The organism is Psychrobacillus sp. FJAT-21963, from assembly GCF_001420585.1.
Taxonomy (GTDB): domain Bacteria; phylum Bacillota; class Bacilli; order Bacillales_A; family Planococcaceae; genus Psychrobacillus.
On the sequence record NZ_LJIY01000002.1, the window covers coordinates 150,037 to 168,358 of the forward strand.

Annotated in this window: 16 protein-coding genes; all 16 read left to right on the forward strand. The window is 35.8% G+C overall.

What is annotated here, in order from left to right; all coding sequences use genetic code 11:
* Positions 1 to 121 precede the first annotated feature (121 nt).
* The 16 genes from AN959_RS06625 to AN959_RS06700 all read left to right on the forward strand — a co-directional run bounded on the left by AN959_RS06625 (position 122) and on the right by AN959_RS06700 (position 18,310).
* Positions 122 to 928 carry a YmfK family protein gene (locus AN959_RS06625; RefSeq protein WP_056829344.1) on the forward strand — a complete coding sequence of 269 codons (807 nt, stop codon included), beginning with the start codon at positions 122 to 124 and terminating at the stop codon, positions 926 to 928.
* Positions 929 to 945: 17 nt separating this feature from the next.
* Positions 946 to 1,806 (forward strand): helix-turn-helix domain-containing protein, encoded by an 861-nt coding sequence (locus AN959_RS06630; protein ID WP_053589916.1) that lies wholly within the window; start codon positions 946 to 948, stop codon positions 1,804 to 1,806.
* A gap of 56 nt (positions 1,807 to 1,862) precedes the next feature.
* Entirely contained in the window at positions 1,863 to 2,441 is a 579-nt protein-coding gene (gene pgsA / locus AN959_RS06635; protein WP_056830273.1) for a CDP-diacylglycerol--glycerol-3-phosphate 3-phosphatidyltransferase, read from the forward strand.
* 20 nt (positions 2,442 to 2,461) lie between these two features.
* Positions 2,462 to 3,718: a competence/damage-inducible protein A gene (locus tag AN959_RS06640; RefSeq protein WP_056829346.1), complete on the forward strand. Its 1,257-nt coding sequence runs from the start codon at positions 2,462 to 2,464 to the stop codon at positions 3,716 to 3,718.
* Between the two features lie 179 nt (positions 3,719 to 3,897).
* On the forward strand, positions 3,898 to 4,962 hold the full coding sequence (gene recA / locus AN959_RS06645) for a recombinase RecA (protein ID WP_256363917.1): 1,065 nt from the start codon (positions 3,898 to 3,900) through the stop codon (positions 4,960 to 4,962).
* 468 nt (positions 4,963 to 5,430) lie between these two features.
* On the forward strand, positions 5,431 to 6,996 hold the full coding sequence (gene rny, locus AN959_RS06650; RefSeq protein WP_156316784.1) for a ribonuclease Y: 1,566 nt from the start codon (positions 5,431 to 5,433) through the stop codon (positions 6,994 to 6,996).
* A 111-nt stretch (positions 6,997 to 7,107) separates the two neighbouring features.
* Positions 7,108 to 7,905: a TIGR00282 family metallophosphoesterase gene (locus tag AN959_RS06655; RefSeq protein WP_053589914.1), complete on the forward strand. Its 798-nt coding sequence runs from the start codon at positions 7,108 to 7,110 to the stop codon at positions 7,903 to 7,905.
* 84 nt (positions 7,906 to 7,989) lie between these two features.
* On the forward strand, positions 7,990 to 8,256 hold the full coding sequence (locus AN959_RS06660; RefSeq protein WP_053589913.1) for a stage V sporulation protein S: 267 nt from the start codon (positions 7,990 to 7,992) through the stop codon (positions 8,254 to 8,256).
* Positions 8,257 to 8,539: 283 nt separating this feature from the next.
* On the forward strand, positions 8,540 to 10,282 hold the full coding sequence (locus AN959_RS06665; protein WP_056829347.1) for a 2-oxoacid:acceptor oxidoreductase subunit alpha: 1,743 nt from the start codon (positions 8,540 to 8,542) through the stop codon (positions 10,280 to 10,282).
* Positions 10,282 to 11,148: a 2-oxoacid:ferredoxin oxidoreductase subunit beta gene (locus AN959_RS06670; protein WP_053589911.1), complete on the forward strand. Its 867-nt coding sequence runs from the start codon at positions 10,282 to 10,284 to the stop codon at positions 11,146 to 11,148. Before AN959_RS06665 ends, AN959_RS06670 begins: the two co-directional genes overlap by 1 nt.
* A gap of 231 nt (positions 11,149 to 11,379) precedes the next feature.
* The gene (gene miaB, locus AN959_RS06675) at positions 11,380 to 12,927 is read left to right on the forward strand and encodes a tRNA (N6-isopentenyl adenosine(37)-C2)-methylthiotransferase MiaB (RefSeq protein ID WP_056829349.1); all 1,548 of its coding nucleotides are present in this window, start codon (positions 11,380 to 11,382) and stop codon (positions 12,925 to 12,927) included.
* The gene (locus AN959_RS06680) at positions 12,927 to 13,361 is read left to right on the forward strand and encodes a RicAFT regulatory complex protein RicA family protein (protein WP_053589909.1); all 435 of its coding nucleotides are present in this window, start codon (positions 12,927 to 12,929) and stop codon (positions 13,359 to 13,361) included. Before miaB ends, AN959_RS06680 begins: the two co-directional genes overlap by 1 nt.
* Positions 13,362 to 13,620: 259 nt before the next feature.
* The gene (locus AN959_RS06685; RefSeq protein ID WP_056829351.1) at positions 13,621 to 14,613 is read left to right on the forward strand and encodes a TAXI family TRAP transporter solute-binding subunit; all 993 of its coding nucleotides are present in this window, start codon (positions 13,621 to 13,623) and stop codon (positions 14,611 to 14,613) included.
* A 69-nt stretch (positions 14,614 to 14,682) separates the two neighbouring features.
* The gene (locus tag AN959_RS06690) at positions 14,683 to 15,192 is read left to right on the forward strand and encodes a DUF1850 domain-containing protein (RefSeq protein WP_056829353.1); all 510 of its coding nucleotides are present in this window, start codon (positions 14,683 to 14,685) and stop codon (positions 15,190 to 15,192) included.
* On the forward strand, positions 15,182 to 17,197 hold the full coding sequence (locus AN959_RS06695; protein WP_056829354.1) for a TRAP transporter permease: 2,016 nt from the start codon (positions 15,182 to 15,184) through the stop codon (positions 17,195 to 17,197). The genes AN959_RS06690 and AN959_RS06695 overlap by 11 nt, the downstream gene beginning before the upstream one ends.
* 102 nt (positions 17,198 to 17,299) lie before the next feature.
* Positions 17,300 to 18,310, forward strand: a complete 1,011-nt coding sequence (locus tag AN959_RS06700; RefSeq protein WP_056829355.1) for a LytTR family transcriptional regulator DNA-binding domain-containing protein — start codon at positions 17,300 to 17,302, stop codon at positions 18,308 to 18,310.
* Positions 18,311 to 18,322 lie beyond the last annotated feature (12 nt).

Consider the following 18,322-nt stretch of genomic DNA (forward strand, 5'->3'; position numbering starts at 1 on the left):
AAAAAGAAAAGAGAGGGATCCTGTAGCTCTTTTCTTTTTTTCTTTTATTCATCTCAAAAATCATATATGATAGAACTTATAATGAAATGAAACGTCATCTAAATAGAGGGGACAGATAACTATGGCAAGTGAATGGTTTTTTGAATATGACATTCAAATAAATCGTCCTGGACTTTTGGGAGATATCGCTTCTTTACTTGGTATGCTACGAGTTAATATCGTCACAATTAATGGTGTTGACGAAGGCCGTCGAGGAATGTTGATTAAAGCCGAAAAAAAAGAAAATATTGAACGCTTTGAGCATATTGCTTCTACGATGGAAATGATTCAATTAACCAAATTTAGGGAACCTAAGTTGAGAGACCGTTTAGCTGTTAGACATGGAAGGTATATACAACGTGATGCAGATGATAAAAAGACCTTTCGATTTGTAAGAGATGAGCTAGGTTTGCTAGTTGATTTCATGGCAGAAATATTTAAGCAGGAAGGCCACAAACTAATTGGTATTAGAGGTATGCCACGTGTCGGTAAAACGGAATCAGTTGTTGCTGCTAGTGTCTGTGCTAACAAGAAGTGGATTTTTCTATCCTCTACAATGATTAAGCAAACAATCAGAAGTCAGCTTGCAGGGGACGAGTTTAGTGATCGTAACATTTTTATTTTAGATGGTATAGTAACAAGAAAGTCAAATGATGAGAAACATCAAATGTTAGTAAGAGAAATGATGCGGATGCCTACTATTAAAGTAGTAGAACACCCGGACATGTTTATCCAACATTCGGAGTACTCTATTGATGATTTCGACTATATTATTGAACTTCGTCATAACCCAGACGAGGAAATTACGTACGAAATGATGGAGAAAAACCACGGAATGTCCGACAAAGGGATGAGTGGGTTTGGCGGATTTGGTGGATTTAATTTTTAAACGGGCAGGTGTTTTAAGTGACAGAACTAGGTGCTCGCTTAAAAGAGGCGAGAATTGCAAAAGGATTTAGTATTGATGATTTACAAGAAATCACAAAAATACAAAAGAGATATTTGGCTGGAATAGAAGAAGGAAATTATGCGACTATGCCTGGTTCATTCTATGTGCGTGCTTTTATTAAGCAATATGCAGAAGCCGTTGGTTTAAACGGGGATGAACTATTAGATACTTATAAATCGGAGATTCCAACACCGATGAATGAAGAAGTATCAAAGAATATAACTACAACGCCTTCTCGAAGATCATTAGGCGGTCGTTCAACGGGCAAGTTTATGGAAGTTTTTCCGATGCTAGTAGTTGCACTTTTTGCTATCGCTATTATAGTGATTTTATGGTTTTTATTTCAAAATTCACCTAAGAATGATGAAACGGATCCAGCTGAAACTGATAACGCTTTAACTCTGGAAACAAAACCACCTACAGAGGAAAAGAATCCAGTTACACCAACTGAGGAAGAAAAACCAGACGAAGAAGTACAAGAAGAAGTTGTTGAAGAAACTAAGCCGGAACAACAGTTAACATTTGTAGAAACGCAAGGTGAAACAACAACATATGATTTAACTGGTGCAGAGTCTTATTTAGTTAAAATTGTTGCAACAAATAAAACCTGGCTGAATATTAGAGACCAGGACAACAAAATTTTAGTTGATCAAGCAGTTAATGCAGGTGAAACATTCGAGTATGATGCAAGTGCATTAACACGAGTGCGAATCCGTTTAGGTCATACACCTGGAAATACAGTATCTATAAACGATCAAGCAGTTGAATTTAAATCAGATAGTACTACTCAAAATTTAGTGATACAGTTCAACAAATAGCCATCTATTTAGATGGCTTTTTGGTCTTATAAGAAAGGAGTTTGTCGTAAATGAAAATGAATATTCCAAATCAAATTTCCATGTTTCGCATTTTTTTAATTCCAGTATTTATGTTTTTTATGCTTGTAGATTTTAACTGGGGGGATGTTAGCTTCCTCGGAGCTACAATTCCTTTAGGTCATTTAATTGGAGCGATTATTTTTATCATTGCATCCATTACGGATTTTATTGATGGTTATTACGCGAGAAAATATAATCTCGTAACTAATATGGGGAAATTTTTAGATCCATTAGCAGATAAATTATTAGTTTCTGCAGCTCTTATTATATTAGTTCAGTTTGGAATGGCTCCTGCTTGGGTAGTAATATTAATTATTAGTCGTGAATTTGCAGTAACAGGACTACGTTTAATACTTGCAAACGAAGGAGAAGTAGTTGCTGCGAACCAGTTAGGTAAAATTAAAATGTGGACACAAATCATTGCAATATCTTCATTGTTATTAGGGAATGTCTTTTTTGAAATGTTCTCTATCCCATTTGATATGATTATGTTGTATGTATGTCTCATTTTCACCTTATGGTCTGGGTTTGATTACTTCTATTTAAATCGTAGAGTGTTACTTGATTCTAAGTGATAGGAAGGAAGTATTGTTAGATGAAAGCAGAGATAATTGCTGTAGGCTCAGAGTTATTGTTAGGGCAGATTTCAAATACGAATGCCCGATTTATTTCTTCCCAACTTGCTGAATTAGGAATCGATGTTTATTTTCACACGGTAGTGGGAGATAATCCGAAACGCTTACTCGATTCGATTAAAATCGCGGAAGAACGTGCAGATTTAATTATTTTCACAGGTGGTTTAGGACCTACAAAAGACGACCTAACAAAAGAAACTATTTCCGCTCATTTAAACAAAAAATTGGTACTTGATCAACAAGCGTTACTTTATATCGAAGACTTTTTCAAAAGAATGAACCGTGAAATGACCGAAAATAATAAAAAACAAGCATTAGTACTTGAAGGCTGTACAGTATTGCCGAATAAGAATGGGATGGCTCCCGGGATGCTACTTACATCAGAGAATCTCTCGTATATCCTTTTACCTGGACCACCAAAAGAAATGGAGCCTATGTTCCAATTTGAAGCAAAACCATTACTGCTAAAATTACTCAATGAAGAAACGGTTATTTTGTCTCATGTAATGCGTTTTTATGGTATTGGTGAAGCAGAACTGGAAACGCGGGTACAGGACTTATTAGATAACCAAACAAACCCTACATTGGCTCCACTCGCTTCAGATGGGGAAGTTACGTTACGCTTGACAGCTAAAAGTGATTCAGAAGCTGCAGCATGGGAAAAGATTGAGGTTCTTCAAAAAGAGATTTTTGACCGTGTAGGTGAATATGTATATGGGTACAATGACGACTCTTTAGCCTCTAAGCTTCAAGAGATACTAGTTGAAAATCAATTAACTATTTCTGCCGCAGAAAGCATGACTGCAGGATTATTTCAATCCGAAATTGCTGCAGTTAAAGGAATGGGTGCAGTATTAGTTGGAGGTATGATTACATATACCGAGTCTATCAAAGTCGATCAACTTGGAGTAGATCAGCAAATAATAGACTCATTTGGGGTAGTATCTAGAGAATGTGCTGAGGCTATGGCTAATTGTATTAAAGAAAAATTTAATACAAATATTGGTGTTGGCATAACAGGGGCAGCTGGACCAGATGCTCATGGTGGCCAGCCGGCTGGCACTGTCTGGATAGGTATTGCTTTAAATGATATGGCACCAGTGTCGTATAAGTTAAGTCTTTCGGGTATGAGAAACACTAATAGACTGAGAGCTGTGAAATTTACTATTCATTACTTAATTCGATTACTTCGCGAACAAGGTTTTAAAACAATTTAATTTTATTTTCATTATGAAAAACGACCCAAAATTCAATTTTGAGTCGTTTTTAAGTCCAAAAATTAAATTGTTGTTAAAAATAAACGAATAAACGTTCGCTTTTTTCTTGAATATTTCTCAAACACCTAGTATAGTAGAGATAGAAATAAAAACAGACTTTCTTTTGAGGAGGAAAACAATTGGCTAATGATCGTAAAGCAGCTTTAGAAATGGCTTTAAAACAAATAGAGAAACAATTTGGTAAAGGTTCAATTATGAAACTTGGTGAAAAAACAGATAGAGAAATTTCAACATCCTCTAGTGGCTCTTTAGCACTTGATGCAGCTTTAGGAATAGGTGGATACCCAAGAGGTCGTATAATTGAGACATACGGTCCAGAAAGTTCTGGTAAAACTACAGTTGCACTACATGCAATTGCTGAAGTTCAAAAAACTGGAGGCCAAGCGGCTTTTATTGACGCAGAGCATGCGCTAGATCCTGTCTATGCTCAAAAACTAGGTGTAAATATCGATGAACTCCTTTTATCTCAACCGGATACGGGAGAACAAGCACTAGAAATAGCTGAGGCATTAGTACGTAGTGGAGCAGTTGAAATTTTAGTTATTGACTCTGTTGCTGCTCTAGTTCCTAAAGCTGAAATTGAGGGTGAAATGGGAGATTCTCATATTGGTCTTCAAGCTCGTTTAATGTCACAAGCATTACGTAAGCTTTCTGGAGCTATTAATAAATCAAATACTATTGCAATCTTCATCAACCAAGTTCGTGAAAAAGTAGGCGTGATGTTTGGTAATCCAGAAGTTACACCAGGTGGACGTGCACTTAAATTTTATAGCTCCGTACGTTTGGAAGTTAGACGTGCAGAAGCGATAAAACAAGGTACAGATATTGTAGGTAACAAAACGAAGATTAAAGTTGTAAAAAACAAAGTAGCTCCACCATTCAGAACAGCAGAAGTGGATATTATGTATGGGGAAGGAATTTCTCAAGAAGGAGAAATTGTGGACCTTGGTTCCGAAATGGACATTATTCAAAAAAGCGGTTCTTGGTATGCTTACAATGAAGAACGTATAGGACAGGGTAGAGAAAACGCAAAACAATTCCTTAAAGAAAATCCTGCTATTAAAAATGAAATTTCACAAAAAATCCGCGAATCTCTTGGAATGACTGCAGCTTCATATACTATTGCAGGACATGAGCCAGAAGAAGAAGAGGAAGAATTTGAATTATTATTAGATGAAGAATAAAAAAGAAGTCTCTCATTTTATGGGAGACTTTTTTCTTTTTTCAATTAATCAACAAACAAGAGTCATAGAATAACTTCAACGTAGAAAACTTATGAAGCGAACATAATGATTCCACTTCTCTAGTATCCAATTTACTAAAGTTAATGATTAGAGACTATATTTACAAAATTACTGATAAAAAAGAGGGGGATAGTGAGGTACCCCCCTCCTAATAATCTGCCGAATGAGAAAGCAACCATTATATCCAAAGAATTACGATAACGATTAATAACAGATATTCCTTCTAAGGGACGAGATTAGCGCTTTTCTTTCATAATTATCCTTCCGATTCCTTGACAGAGTATTTCTACATCTATACAATTAAAATTGTATAATTTCTTTACTAATACTATGATGAAATAGGCAATATGCATTTGCATATTTGTGCCGACTGAAACTTAAAAAGAATAGCAAATAGGGGGTGTTCGAATGCCATTATTATTGGAAATTATCATCTCCGCTTTGCTTGGTCTGTTCGTCGGTGCCGTTGTTGGTTATATTTATCTGAAAAAAGTGAACGATTCAAAAGTGACTGGTGCAAAACAATCTTCTGCACTCATCTTAGATGAAGCAAAGCGAGAAGCGGAAGCATTAAAAAAAGAAGCACTATTAGAAGCCAAAGATGAAACTCACCAATTACGAATTGAAGCAGAATCTGACATCCGTGAACGCCGAATGGAACTGCAAAAACAGGAAAATCGGTTATTACAAAGAGAAGAGAATCTTGATCGTAAGGATGATGCTCTAAACAAGAGAGAAGTAGGTCTTGAGCGTAAAGAAGATGCTCTAACCGAAAGACAACAGCATATCGAACAGAAAGAAAGTAAAGTGGACGAGCTAGTGAATAAGCAACAAAGCGAACTCGAAAGAATCTCTACTTTAACACGTGAAGAAGCGAAAGCGATAATTCTTCAAGAAGTAGAAAATGAGCTTGCTACGGATATTGCTGTAATGACGAAGGAATCTGAAACACGAGCAAAAGAAGAAGCAGATAAAAAATCTCGTGAAATTCTTTCTTTAGCATTACAACGTTTTGCAGCCGATCATGTTGCAGAAACAACCGTTTCTGTAGTTAATTTACCAAACGATGAAATGAAAGGTCGTATCATTGGTCGTGAAGGTAGAAACATTCGTACGCTCGAAACTTTAACTGGTATTGATTTGATTATTGATGATACGCCAGAAGCTGTTATTCTATCAGGATTTGATCCAATACGTAGAGAAACTGCCCGCTTGGCACTTGAAAAATTAGTACAAGATGGTCGTATTCATCCGGCACGTATTGAGGAAATGGTAGAAAAATCAAGAAGAGAAGTGGATGAACAAATCCGTGAAATCGGTGAGCAGACTACATTTGATGTAGGTGTTCATAATTTACATCCAGATTTAATGAAAATTTTAGGTCGACTTCGCTATCGTACAAGTTATGGGCAAAACGTATTAAAGCATTCAACCGAAGTAGCATTTTTAGCTGGTTTACTTGCAGCAGAACTTGGTGAAGATGTAACTCTAGCGAGACGAGCAGGCTTACTTCACGACATCGGAAAAGCTATTGACCATGAAGTTGAAGGAAGTCATGTTGAAATCGGTGTCGAACTTGCAACGAAATATAAAGAGCATCCAGTAGTTATTAATAGTATTGCTTCTCATCATGGAGATACGGAGGCAACATCTGTTATAGCGGTATTGGTTGCAGCTGCAGATGCATTATCCGCAGCACGACCTGGTGCTAGAAGCGAGACATTAGAAAACTATATTCGTCGTTTAGAAAAACTAGAAGAAATTTCAGAGTCTTACGATGGCGTTGAAAAATCATTTGCTATTCAAGCTGGAAGAGAGATTCGTATTATCGTTCGTCCAGATCAAATAGATGACATTTCTGCTCATCGTTTGGCAAGAGATATCCGTAAACGAATCGAAGAAGAACTAGATTACCCTGGACATATTAAAGTAACTGTCATCAGAGAAACTAGAGCAGTAGAATACGCAAAATAGTACAAATTGTTGACAAACGCTCTCATTCAGTTTGATAATAGAGTTTTACTACGAATACAAAAAGGCTTCTAAAAGAAGCCTTTTTTTCGTGAGAGAGGATGGAAGTAGAAGTTGAAAATATTATTTATTGGTGACATTGTTGGATCTATAGGAAGAGATACATTAGAAAGTTATTTACCAAGACTTAAAAGAAAATATAATCCCGACGTAGTAATTGCAAACGGTGAAAATGCTGCAGCGGGTCGAGGGATCACAAGAAATATATTCCAAGGCTTATTGCACATGGGTGTTGATGTCGTAACAATGGGTAATCATACATGGGATCAGAAAGAAATCATGGACTTTATCGATGATACTGACTATTTAATTCGACCTGCAAACTTTTCAGAGGAAGCACCAGGTAAAGGGATGACATCTATCACTAAAAATGGGCAAACTATTTCAGTTATAAATATACATGGTAGAACTTTCTTACCTCCTCATGATGATCCATTTAAAAAAGCGACGGAGTTAGTAGAAGAAGCAAAAAAATTATCTCCGATTATCTTCGTGGATTTCCACGCGGAGGCAACTAGTGAAAAAATTGCATTTGGTTGGCATTTAGATGGAAAAGCATCAGTTGTCGTAGGCACACATACACATGTGCAAACCGCTGATTCGCGTATTCTGCCTGGAGGTACTGCTTATATTACAGATGTAGGTATGACTGGACCATACGATGAAGTACTAGGTATGAAAAAAGAAGATGTATTGTATCGATTTCAAACGAATATGCCAACTCGTTTTGAAGTTCCAAAAAGTGGGCGTTCTGTATTAAGTGGCTTTTTTGTAGAGGTAGATAGTGCTACAGGGAAAGCAATTTATCAAGAGCGTGTTTATATAAACGATGACTATCCGTTTAAAGGCTAAAGCGTCTAAAAAAATACTCCGATGCATACGTTAGATTATGGACGAAAGCAAGTTCATAATCTAGCGATAAAAGGAGAAATGATAGTGGATTCTTTAAAAGTATCTTCTCGTTCAAACCCAAATTCCGTTGCAGGTGCTTTAGTAGCAGTAATAAGAGAACAAGGGTATGCAGAAATGCAAGCAGTAGGAGCTGGTGCATTAAATCAGGCAATTAAAGCTATTGCCATAGCAAGAGGATTTGTCGCACCGAGTGGTACTGATTTAACTTGTTCGCCTGCTTTCACGGATATTATTATTTCAGGTGAAGATCGAACTGCTTTGAAGTTATTGGTAGAAAAAAAGACAAAATAAATTCAAAGTGTTGATTAACTGATAAGCGTTCATAATTTGCTTGAGGTGCTTTCTTTGAATATAGATATTGTCAAATACCACAAAGTCGCTACATAATTTGTAGCGGCTTTACTTATGAGCAAATGTTATACATAAGTGATTTTCTGAATAAATTGTGACGGTGAAATTCCGTCAAAGGTCTGAATTTCACTAAAAATACACTGAATACATAGTGAATATGACTACTTCATGATAAACTAATGAAGGAAAAAAGCATTCAACCAGATAGTAAGGAGATGTTTATATGTTGCAACAACTTTCTTGGAAAGTAGGCGGGCAGCAAGGAGAGGGTATTGAAAGTACTGGTGAAATTTTCTCAATGGCGATGAATCGCCTTGGATATTACCTTTACGGATATCGTCATTTCTCTTCTCGTATTAAAGGTGGACATACGAATAATAAAATCTGTGTACGTCCTAAGCAAGTTCGTACAATACCAGATGATTTAGATATACTAGTAGCATTCGATCAAGAAACAATTGATGTTAATTACAAAGAACTTACAGAGAAAAGTATTATTTTAGCAGATTCTAAGTTTTCTCCAGTATCTCCTGAAGATTGTTTGGCACCTATGTATATAGTTCCATTTACAGAGATTGCAGCTGAACTTGGTACTTCCCTGATGAAAAACATGGTGGCAATTGGGGCAACATCCGCTCTATTAAATTTAGATAAAGCAGTGTTCCAAGGGGTAGTAGATGAGATTTTCGGTAAAAAAGGAACAGAAGTAGTAGAAAAAAATATGCAAGCTATTCAACAAGGCTTTGATATAATGGCAGAGCAATTAGGGGACCGATTAGGGGAATGGGAACTAGTTGCAGCTGATGGGAAACATCGTATGTTTATGATTGGAAATGATGCTATTGCACTTGGAGCATTAGCAGCAGGAGTACGCTTCATGGCGGCTTATCCAATTACACCAGCTTCTGAAATTATGGAATATATGATTAAAAAGCTACCACTATTTGGTGGAGCAGTTATTCAAACAGAAGACGAAATTGCCGCAGCAACAATGGCTATAGGTTCTAACTATGGAGGTGTACGTGCATTTACCGCATCAGCAGGACCAGGGCTATCTTTAATGATGGAGGCAATCGGGCTATCTGGTATGACAGAGCAACCACTTGTTATTGTAGATACTCAGCGTGGAGGACCTTCTACAGGACTTCCAACAAAACAAGAACAGTCTGACTTAATGCAAATGATTTATGGTACACATGGGGAAATACCAAAAGTGGTTATAGCACCAAGTACAGGGGAAGAAGCATTTTTTGATACAATTCAAGCGTTTAATATTGCAGAAGAACTTCAATGCCCTGTCATAATCTTATCCGATTTACAACTTTCACTTGGTAAACAAACTGTTGAGCCATTTGATTATTCTAAAATTGAGATCCGTCGTGGTAAATTAGTTCAAAATGAAGAAATTCCTGTGGCGGAGGATAAAGCTTACTTCAAACGTTTTGAAGTTACAGAGGATGGTATTTCACCACGAGTTCTACCAGGTACAGAACATGCTATTCACCATGTAACAGGCGTAGAACATGATGAAACAGGAAAACCTTCCGAAGCTGCTACAAATCGTAAAGCACAAATGGACAAACGTCTTGGAAAGTTAAAAAATATTAACTTTAATGAACCTGTCTATGTAAGTGCTCCTTATGAAGAGGCAGATATTTTATTTGTTGGATTTAACTCAACAAGAGGTGTGCTAGAAGAATTACAGCAAACATTTATTGCGCAAGGGTTAAAAGTGAATCATGCCCATATTCGGTTAATTCACCCGTTCCCAGTTGATGAAGTACAGCCACTTGTTGCGAATGCAAAGAAAGTAATTGTAGTTGAAAATAATGCTACCGGCCAATTAGCAAACATCTTAAAAATGAATGTTGGTGGGCATGATAAAGTCATCCCTGTAACGAAGTATGATGGAACACCTTTCTTACCTCTACAGCTTGAAAAACAAGTAAAGGAGTTGCTTAACTGATGGTGACATTTAAAGATTTTCGTAATAATGTAAAACCAAACTGGTGCCCAGGATGTGGTGACTTTTCTGTTCAAGCAGCTATTCAACGTGCAGCAGCAAATGTAGGCATTCAACCCCATGATTTAGCCGTAATATCAGGTATTGGCTGTTCTGGACGAATTTCAGGATATATACACTCTTATGGTTTTCATGGTATTCATGGGAGAGCACTTCCTATTGCTCAAGGTTTAAAAATGGCGAACAAGGATCTTCACGTCATTGCTTCTGGTGGAGACGGTGATGGTTTTGCTATCGGAATCGGCCATACTATTCACTCGATTCGACGTAATATTGATTTAACATATGTAGTAATGGATAACCAAATTTACGGTCTCACAAAAGGGCAAACTTCTCCACGTTCTGCGGAAGGATTTAAAACTAAGTCAACACCTGGTGGAGCAATTGAACCTTCACTAAAACCGCTTGAATTAGCTTTAACTTCTGGGGCTACATTTGTTGCTCAAGGTTTTTCGTCAGATATTAAAGAGTTAACTGCAATCATTGAAGCTGGTATTAACCATAAAGGTTTCTCTTTTATTAACGTATTTAGCCCTTGTGTAACATACAATAAAGTAAATACGTATGATTGGTTCAAAGAACATTTAACAAAGCTTTCTAACGTTGAAGGTTATGATCATACTAGTAGAGAAGATGCACTAAAAGTCGTAATGGAAACGGAAGGGCTAGTCACAGGAATCATTTATCAAAATGAGAATGCTCCATCTTATCAAGAGCAAGCACCTGGATACGCACAAACTCCACTTGTTGATCAAAACTTGAAAATGAGTGAACAAGAATTTAACGCATTGTTACAAGATTTTATGTGATATGGAAGACTGCCGATATAAATCGGTAGTCTTTTTATCTGTTTTCATCAGATTATACTGGATTTCGTGAAACCGAACCGATACCGGTCAAGTATAACTAAGACGTATGTGCTATTGGTGTGTCTAATTTACAACTTTTAAGCTTTATACCTTGTAGCAATGGAGTGCTATTAAGTATAATAATAGGATGGATATTCGTGCTATTTACGAATGAAAGAAAGGAGCGTTCTCATGAACGAAGAATCACGATTACTAAGTAGTCAAGTCAAAGAACCTAATTCTCCGGACAAAAAATCCGAGAAGGATTATAGTAAATATTTTCAAACTGTATATACACCACCTTCCTTAAAAGAAGCAAAAAAAAGAGGTAAGGAAGAAGTTGCTTACCATAACGATTTTGCCATAGCTGAAGAATTTAGAGGGATGGGTCAAAATCGCAAATTTTATATTCGCACTTATGGTTGTCAAATGAACGAACATGATACTGAAGTAATGGCTGGTATATTCCTGCAATTAGGCTATGAACCAACTGATTCTGTGGACGATGCAAATGTAATCTTACTTAATACATGTGCGATTCGTGAAAATGCAGAAAATAAAGTATTTGGTGAACTAGGTCACTTAAAACATTTGAAGCAGAACAATCCTGATGTATTGATCGGTGTCTGTGGATGTATGTCTCAAGAAGAATCAGTAGTCAACAAAATATTGAAAACCTACCATCAAGTAGATATGATTTTCGGTACACATAATATTCATCGTTTACCTAACATTTTAAACGAGGCTTATCTATCAAAGGAAATGGTAGTAGAAGTTTGGTCAAAAGAAGGCGATGTAATTGAAAACCTGCCAAGAGTAAGAAAAGGTTCTATTAAAGCGTGGGTAAATATTATGTATGGCTGTGATAAATTCTGTACATATTGTATCGTGCCTTATACACGAGGAAAAGAGCGTAGTCGACGTCCAGAAGATATTATTCAAGAAATTAGACACCTTGCAGCACAAGGATATAAAGAAGTAACATTATTAGGTCAAAACGTAAATGCCTATGGAAAGGACTTTGAAGATTTAGATTACCGTTTTGGTGATTTAATGGATGATCTGCGTAAAATCGATGTAGCGCGTATTCGATTCATGACGAGCCATCCAAGAGATTTTGATGACCATTTAATAGAAGTACTTGCTAAAGGCGGAAACTTAGTAGAACATATTCATTTACCAGTTCAATCTGGTTCTTCTGATATATTAAAAATTATGGCTCGTAAATATTCAAGAGAGCATTATTTAGAACTTGTTCAAAAAATTAAAGCTGCGATTCCAAATGCATCTTTATCAACAGATATTATTGTAGGGTTCCCGAATGAGACAGATGAGCAATTTGAAGAGACCATGTCTTTATATAAAGAAGTAGGATTTGAAATTGCTTATACGTATATTTATTCTCCTCGAGAAGGAACTCCAGCTGCAAAAATGGTTGATAATGTACCGATGGAAGTGAAAAAAGAACGATTGCAGCGTTTAAATAAACTAGTAAATGACATGTCTGCGGAAGCTATGAAAAAGCATGAAGGACAAATTGTAGAAGTGTTAGTAGAAGGAGAAAGTAAAAACAATCCTGATGTACTAGCAGGTTATACAAGAAAAAGTAAACTCGTTAACTTTAAAGGACCAAAAGAAATTATTGGTAAGTTAGTACAAGTTAAAATTACGGAAGCAAAAACATGGTCACTTACTGGAGAATTAGTTGAAGTACCAAATGAACTAAAGGTGGGAATTTAATGACTACAAAGTATTCAAGAGACGAAATCATTGAAAAAGCAAAAGAAATAGCTAACATGATTGCCAACACAGAAGAAGTAGATTTCTTCAAAAGAGCGGAAGCACAAATCAATGAAAACCAGCAAGTTCGTGAAAAAATTGCCAGTCTTAAAAGTTTACAAAAACAAGCAGTAAACTTTCAACATTTAGGAAAAGAAAAGGCTCTAAAAATGATTGAAGGAAAAATTGAAGCAATTGAAGCTGAAATTGATGAAATTCCTATTGTTCAAGAGTTTAAGCAATCACAAGGAGATGTTAACAGTCTTCTTCAGTTAGTAGCTAACTCAATCTCTAACAATGTTACAAATCAAATTATTGAAGCAACCGAAGGCGACTTACTAAGAGGGGAAACGGGATCTCAAGTAAGAAACTCAACACCAGGTAGCTGCTCATAAAATATACTATAAAAGGACATACATGAATCTTTATAAGATTTATGTATGTTTTTTTTGTGGAAAAATGAATATATATTAATATATTTGGCTGGAATTTCTATAAAAAAACAAAAAAANTTTTTATAGAATTTAACATAACTTAGTATTTATATTAGGGTGATAATAGTGAATAAATATAATAGGTTGGCAATTCGAATAATTATGGTAAAATTATAATGTACTTGGGGAATAATATATAGAAAAGGGAGGAATTGAATTGATGAAAAAGCAATTCAAATGGGTAGCAATCTTAAGTATTATAGCATTATTTATATTATCAGCTTGTGGCTCAACTGAAAATGGTTCTGAAAGCGGGTCTGGAGAAGAATCTGGTAAAACAAAAGAAGATGTTAAATTTTTGAGTCTATTAACTGGCGGAACACAAGGGACGTATTATCCTCTTGGTGGTACATTTGCTGAGTTAATTTCTACAGAAACAGATATTAAAACAACGGCAGAAGTTTCTCAAGCATCCGCTGCAAACATGACAGCGTTACAAAATGGTGAAGGTGATATTGCTTTTGTTCAAACGGACATTGCATTCTACGGAACCGAAGGTACATTAATGTTTGAAGGTAAAAAAACAGATAGTGTTTCTGCACTAGGTGCACTTTACCCTGAAACAATTCAACTAGTAACTTTGGCTGATTCAGGTATTACTTCATACGATGACTTAAAAGGTAAAAAAGTTTCTGTTGGTGCTCCAGGTTCTGGTACTTATGCAAACGCAGAACAATTGTTAGAAATTCATGGTTTAACAATGGATGACATCGAAGCACAAAACTTAGATTTCGGTGAGTCAACAGATGGTATTCAATCTGGACAAATTGACGCTGCATTTATTACAGCAGGTTATCCAACTGGTGCTGTTGAAGCGTTAAACGCAACTAATAAAGTAACAATCATTCCAGTAAGTGAAGAAAAGGCCGATGCATTGATCAAGAAATATCCATATTATGCAAAAGATAAGATTCCAGCGGGAACTTATGGATTAGAAGCAGAAGTTCCAGCAGTTTCTGTACTTGCGATGCTAGCTGTTAAAAAAGAACTTCCAGAAGATTTAGTATATGAAATTACAAAAGCAATTTACGATAACACAGAAAAAATAAGTCATGCAAAAGGGGAATTTATAAAAGCTGAAACTGGCTTAGATGGTATTGGTATTGAAATTCACCCAGGCGCGCAAAAATATTTTGATGAAGTAAACAAGTAATAATCAGGAGAAAGAGGCTCTGTTGCGAATAGCTTCGTGCCTCTTTACTCATTAAATGGGGTTCGCTTCATGAAAAAAATAATAGCAACTTGTTTAATCATAATGCTTATAAGTTTATTATTTATTCCAATGTGGACCGTGTTTGTCTTTACGGAAACAAGAAACGAGAACCCTGTTCTCCATTACATACCAATAAGTGAAGAGAAAGACTTTCAAATTATTTTTACTCATTCTATTCATCTGACTGATGTTATTGAGAGTTATAGAGTAGAAGATACAAACAAAATTCGTTTAATGTCAATGAAATATAGTGACGTTGCGATTGGTATGCCCAGTTATGCAGAGGAAGGCCAAAAGTTAAACTATCAGGATGGAATTTATACGCTTCAATATGATGATGCAGACTTACAAAACTTCACCTTATATATTGGTGATGTTGACTACCCATTAAGTTTTAAATATGAAAATAAGATGTTTGATTTAAAAACGAATCTCGTTAGAGGAAAGTCATATTTATTTGAAGTGAAAAAAATATCATTAGTTGAAAAAATGAAAGGAGTCAGACTGAATGGACGATAAGAAGAACCCAAAATCTCCAAACAACCAGTTTGAAGAGTTGTCTGTCGAAGATCAGCAGGCCATTTTAGAAAAATACGATTTAGAATCTAATACCCGTACTTTAAGTGGAATATTAAAATATGTCATTTATTTTGGTTTAATGGCATTTTCTTTATTTCAGCTATACACGGCTATTTTCGGTCAGTTCCCAGCACAAATTCAACGAACAGTCCATTTAGGATTTGGTTTATTATTTGTATTCTTACTGTTTCCTGCACGTCGTAAATTATCGAAAACTAAAATTCCATTTTACGATTTTATACTTGGAGCAGGTGCTATTTTAGTAGGAAGTTACTGGACGATTCATTATAACCGCCTCGTTCAGAGTTTAGGACAATTTGAAGGGATTGACTTTTACGTTGGACTTCTTGCAATAGTCCTAGTATTAGAAGCAGCAAGACGTGCAGTAGGTTTACCTATCACAATTATCGCAGGATTGTTTCTAGTGTATGCATATTTAGGTCCTTATTTCCCTGCATTTATGGCACATCGTGGGCAAAGTATTGAGAACATTGTAAATTTAATGTTCTTTACGACGGATGGGATATTAGGTACGCCACTAGCAGTTTCTTCTACCTATATTTTCGCATTCTTATTATTTGGTGCGTTTTTAGTGAAAACTGGAGTAGGACAATACTTTAATGATTTATCCGTTGCTGTAGCCGGAAAGTTAATCGGTGGTCCAGCAAAAGTAGCAATTTTCTCTTCTGCTTTGCAAGGAATGATATCTGGTAGCTCTGTAGCAAACGTAGTTACTTCAGGAGCTTATACAATTCCAATGATGAAATCGCTTGGTTATAAAAAGGATTTTGCAGGGGCAGTAGAAGCATCCTCTTCAACTGGTGGACAGCTAATGCCTCCAATTATGGGTGCTGCCGCGTTCTTGATGGTTGAATTTATCGGACGTGGTATAACATATTGGGATATTGCAAAAGCTGCTGCTATTCCTGCAATACTGTATTTTACTGGAATTTGGATAATGACACATTTTGAAGCAAAAAGATTAGGTCTTAAAGGTTTAACAGATGAACAAATGCCGGATCGGAAAGAGATATTAAAAAAGATCTATTTAATTTCACCGATTTTCCTAATCATTATTCTTATGATGGTAGGAGTTCCAGTTATCCACTCTGCTTTATATGGAATTTTGGCCTGCATCATAGTTGGTTTAATCAACAAGGATACTCGTCTTGGACCGCTTGAAATCTTGGATGCTTTAGTAGATGGAGCACGAACTGCTCTAGGTGTAGTTGCTGCAACTGCATGTGCAGGAATTATAGTAGGAGTTGTAGTGAAGACTGGTTTAGGTTTAAGCTTAGCAACGAGCCTAGTTAAACTTGCAGGCGGAAGTATTATGTTAACTTTGTTCTTTGTAATGATCGCTTCCCTTATTCTGGGAATGGGTGCTCCTACAACGGCAAACTATGTCATTACATCAACTATTGCTGCACCAGCAATAATCGCATTATTAGCACCAGACGTACCACAGAGTGCAGTACCAATTGTTGTCTTATTATCAGCACATTTTTTCGTTTTCTATTTCGGAATTATCGCGGATATAACCCCTCCAGTAGCGCTTGCCGCCTTTGCTGCCTCAGGTATTTCGGGTGGAGATCCTATTAAAACGGGTGTGCAGGCCTCAAAACTTGCTATAGCTGCTTTTATTATTCCGTATATGATTGTATTTTCACCAACCTTATTAATGATTGATACAACATTTTGGGAAATAATTTGGGTATTCTTTACCGCAATAATTGGAATGATTGCAATTGGAGCAGGGATGATTGGTTATTGGTATCGAAAAGTGACTTGGATTGAGAGAATATTTGCAGTAGGCTCAGGTTTATTGTTAATATATCCAGAAAGTATTTCTGATATCGTAGGATTAGTTGTATTTGGGATTTTACTAGCAATACAATTAGTTACGCGTGAGAAAAATAAGGATAAACAAGCAATTGCATTATAAATATAAAACACGAACCTCTGAGGTTCGTGTTTTATTTTTAAATATTATAAAATACTTTTACTGGTATAATAAGAAAAAGATTCATAGAATAGAGGTTTTACAATGTCCCTTAACTTTTTACAAGCCGAGAAACAGATATATGATTCTGTTGTCTTTCCTGCATTTGATTTAACGACAGTTCCAGGTGAGGTTGTTGCATTATGTACGAGTGTGAACGTTCGTGAACAGCTTATTGATATTCTATTAAGAAAGACATTGTTATCTAATGGAGAAATTCAACATAATCCAAATGAAGCATTAGGATTTTTCTTTCTTATTGATGGAGTATACGAACGTCTAACTGTTAAAGAGTCATTAAAATTTTACAGACAGTTATACAAATCAGAAGTGATTATAGAAGATATAGTTCGTTTAGTTCAACTTGATTCGAAAATAAATAAAAAATTAAAACAACTTACATACTCTGAAAAAAAACGTGTGCAGTTAGCAAACCTACTTATTCAGGATCCTGAAATTTACATAATGGAAGAACTCGATCAAAATTTAGATGTGGAATCTAAGCGTATATTTACTAACGTTCTAAAACAACTAAGAACAGCTCAAAAAACTATATTAATTTTGACTGGTCAAATTGAAAGCGCCGTTACATTTGCCGATAAAATTTTTCGATTAGATGATAAAGGAATCCATCTATTACAAACCGAAGAAGAAAATCCAGATGAAGATTTTTCGGAGGTTAATGATAATGTAGAAGATAAAATTACCCAACCTATTCGGTTTGAAAAAATCCCGACGAAAGTAAATGAAAAAATTGTATTATTTGATCCTCCTGAAATTGATTATATTGAAAGTACAGAAGGGCAAACATTTTTACATATAAAAGGAGAAAATTTTCCTTGTAGTTTTACATTAAATGAATTAGAAGATCGACTACTTCCTTTTGGTTTTTTTAGATGTCATCGTTCCTATATAGTGAATCTACAAAAAGTTCGCGAAGTCATCACATGGACAAGAAATAGTTATAGCCTTGTACTAGAAGATCAGAATAAATCGTCTGTTCCATTATCAAAATCGAAAATGGCGGATTTAAAAGGAATGTTGGGCTTAAAATAAGCTCCATTCAAC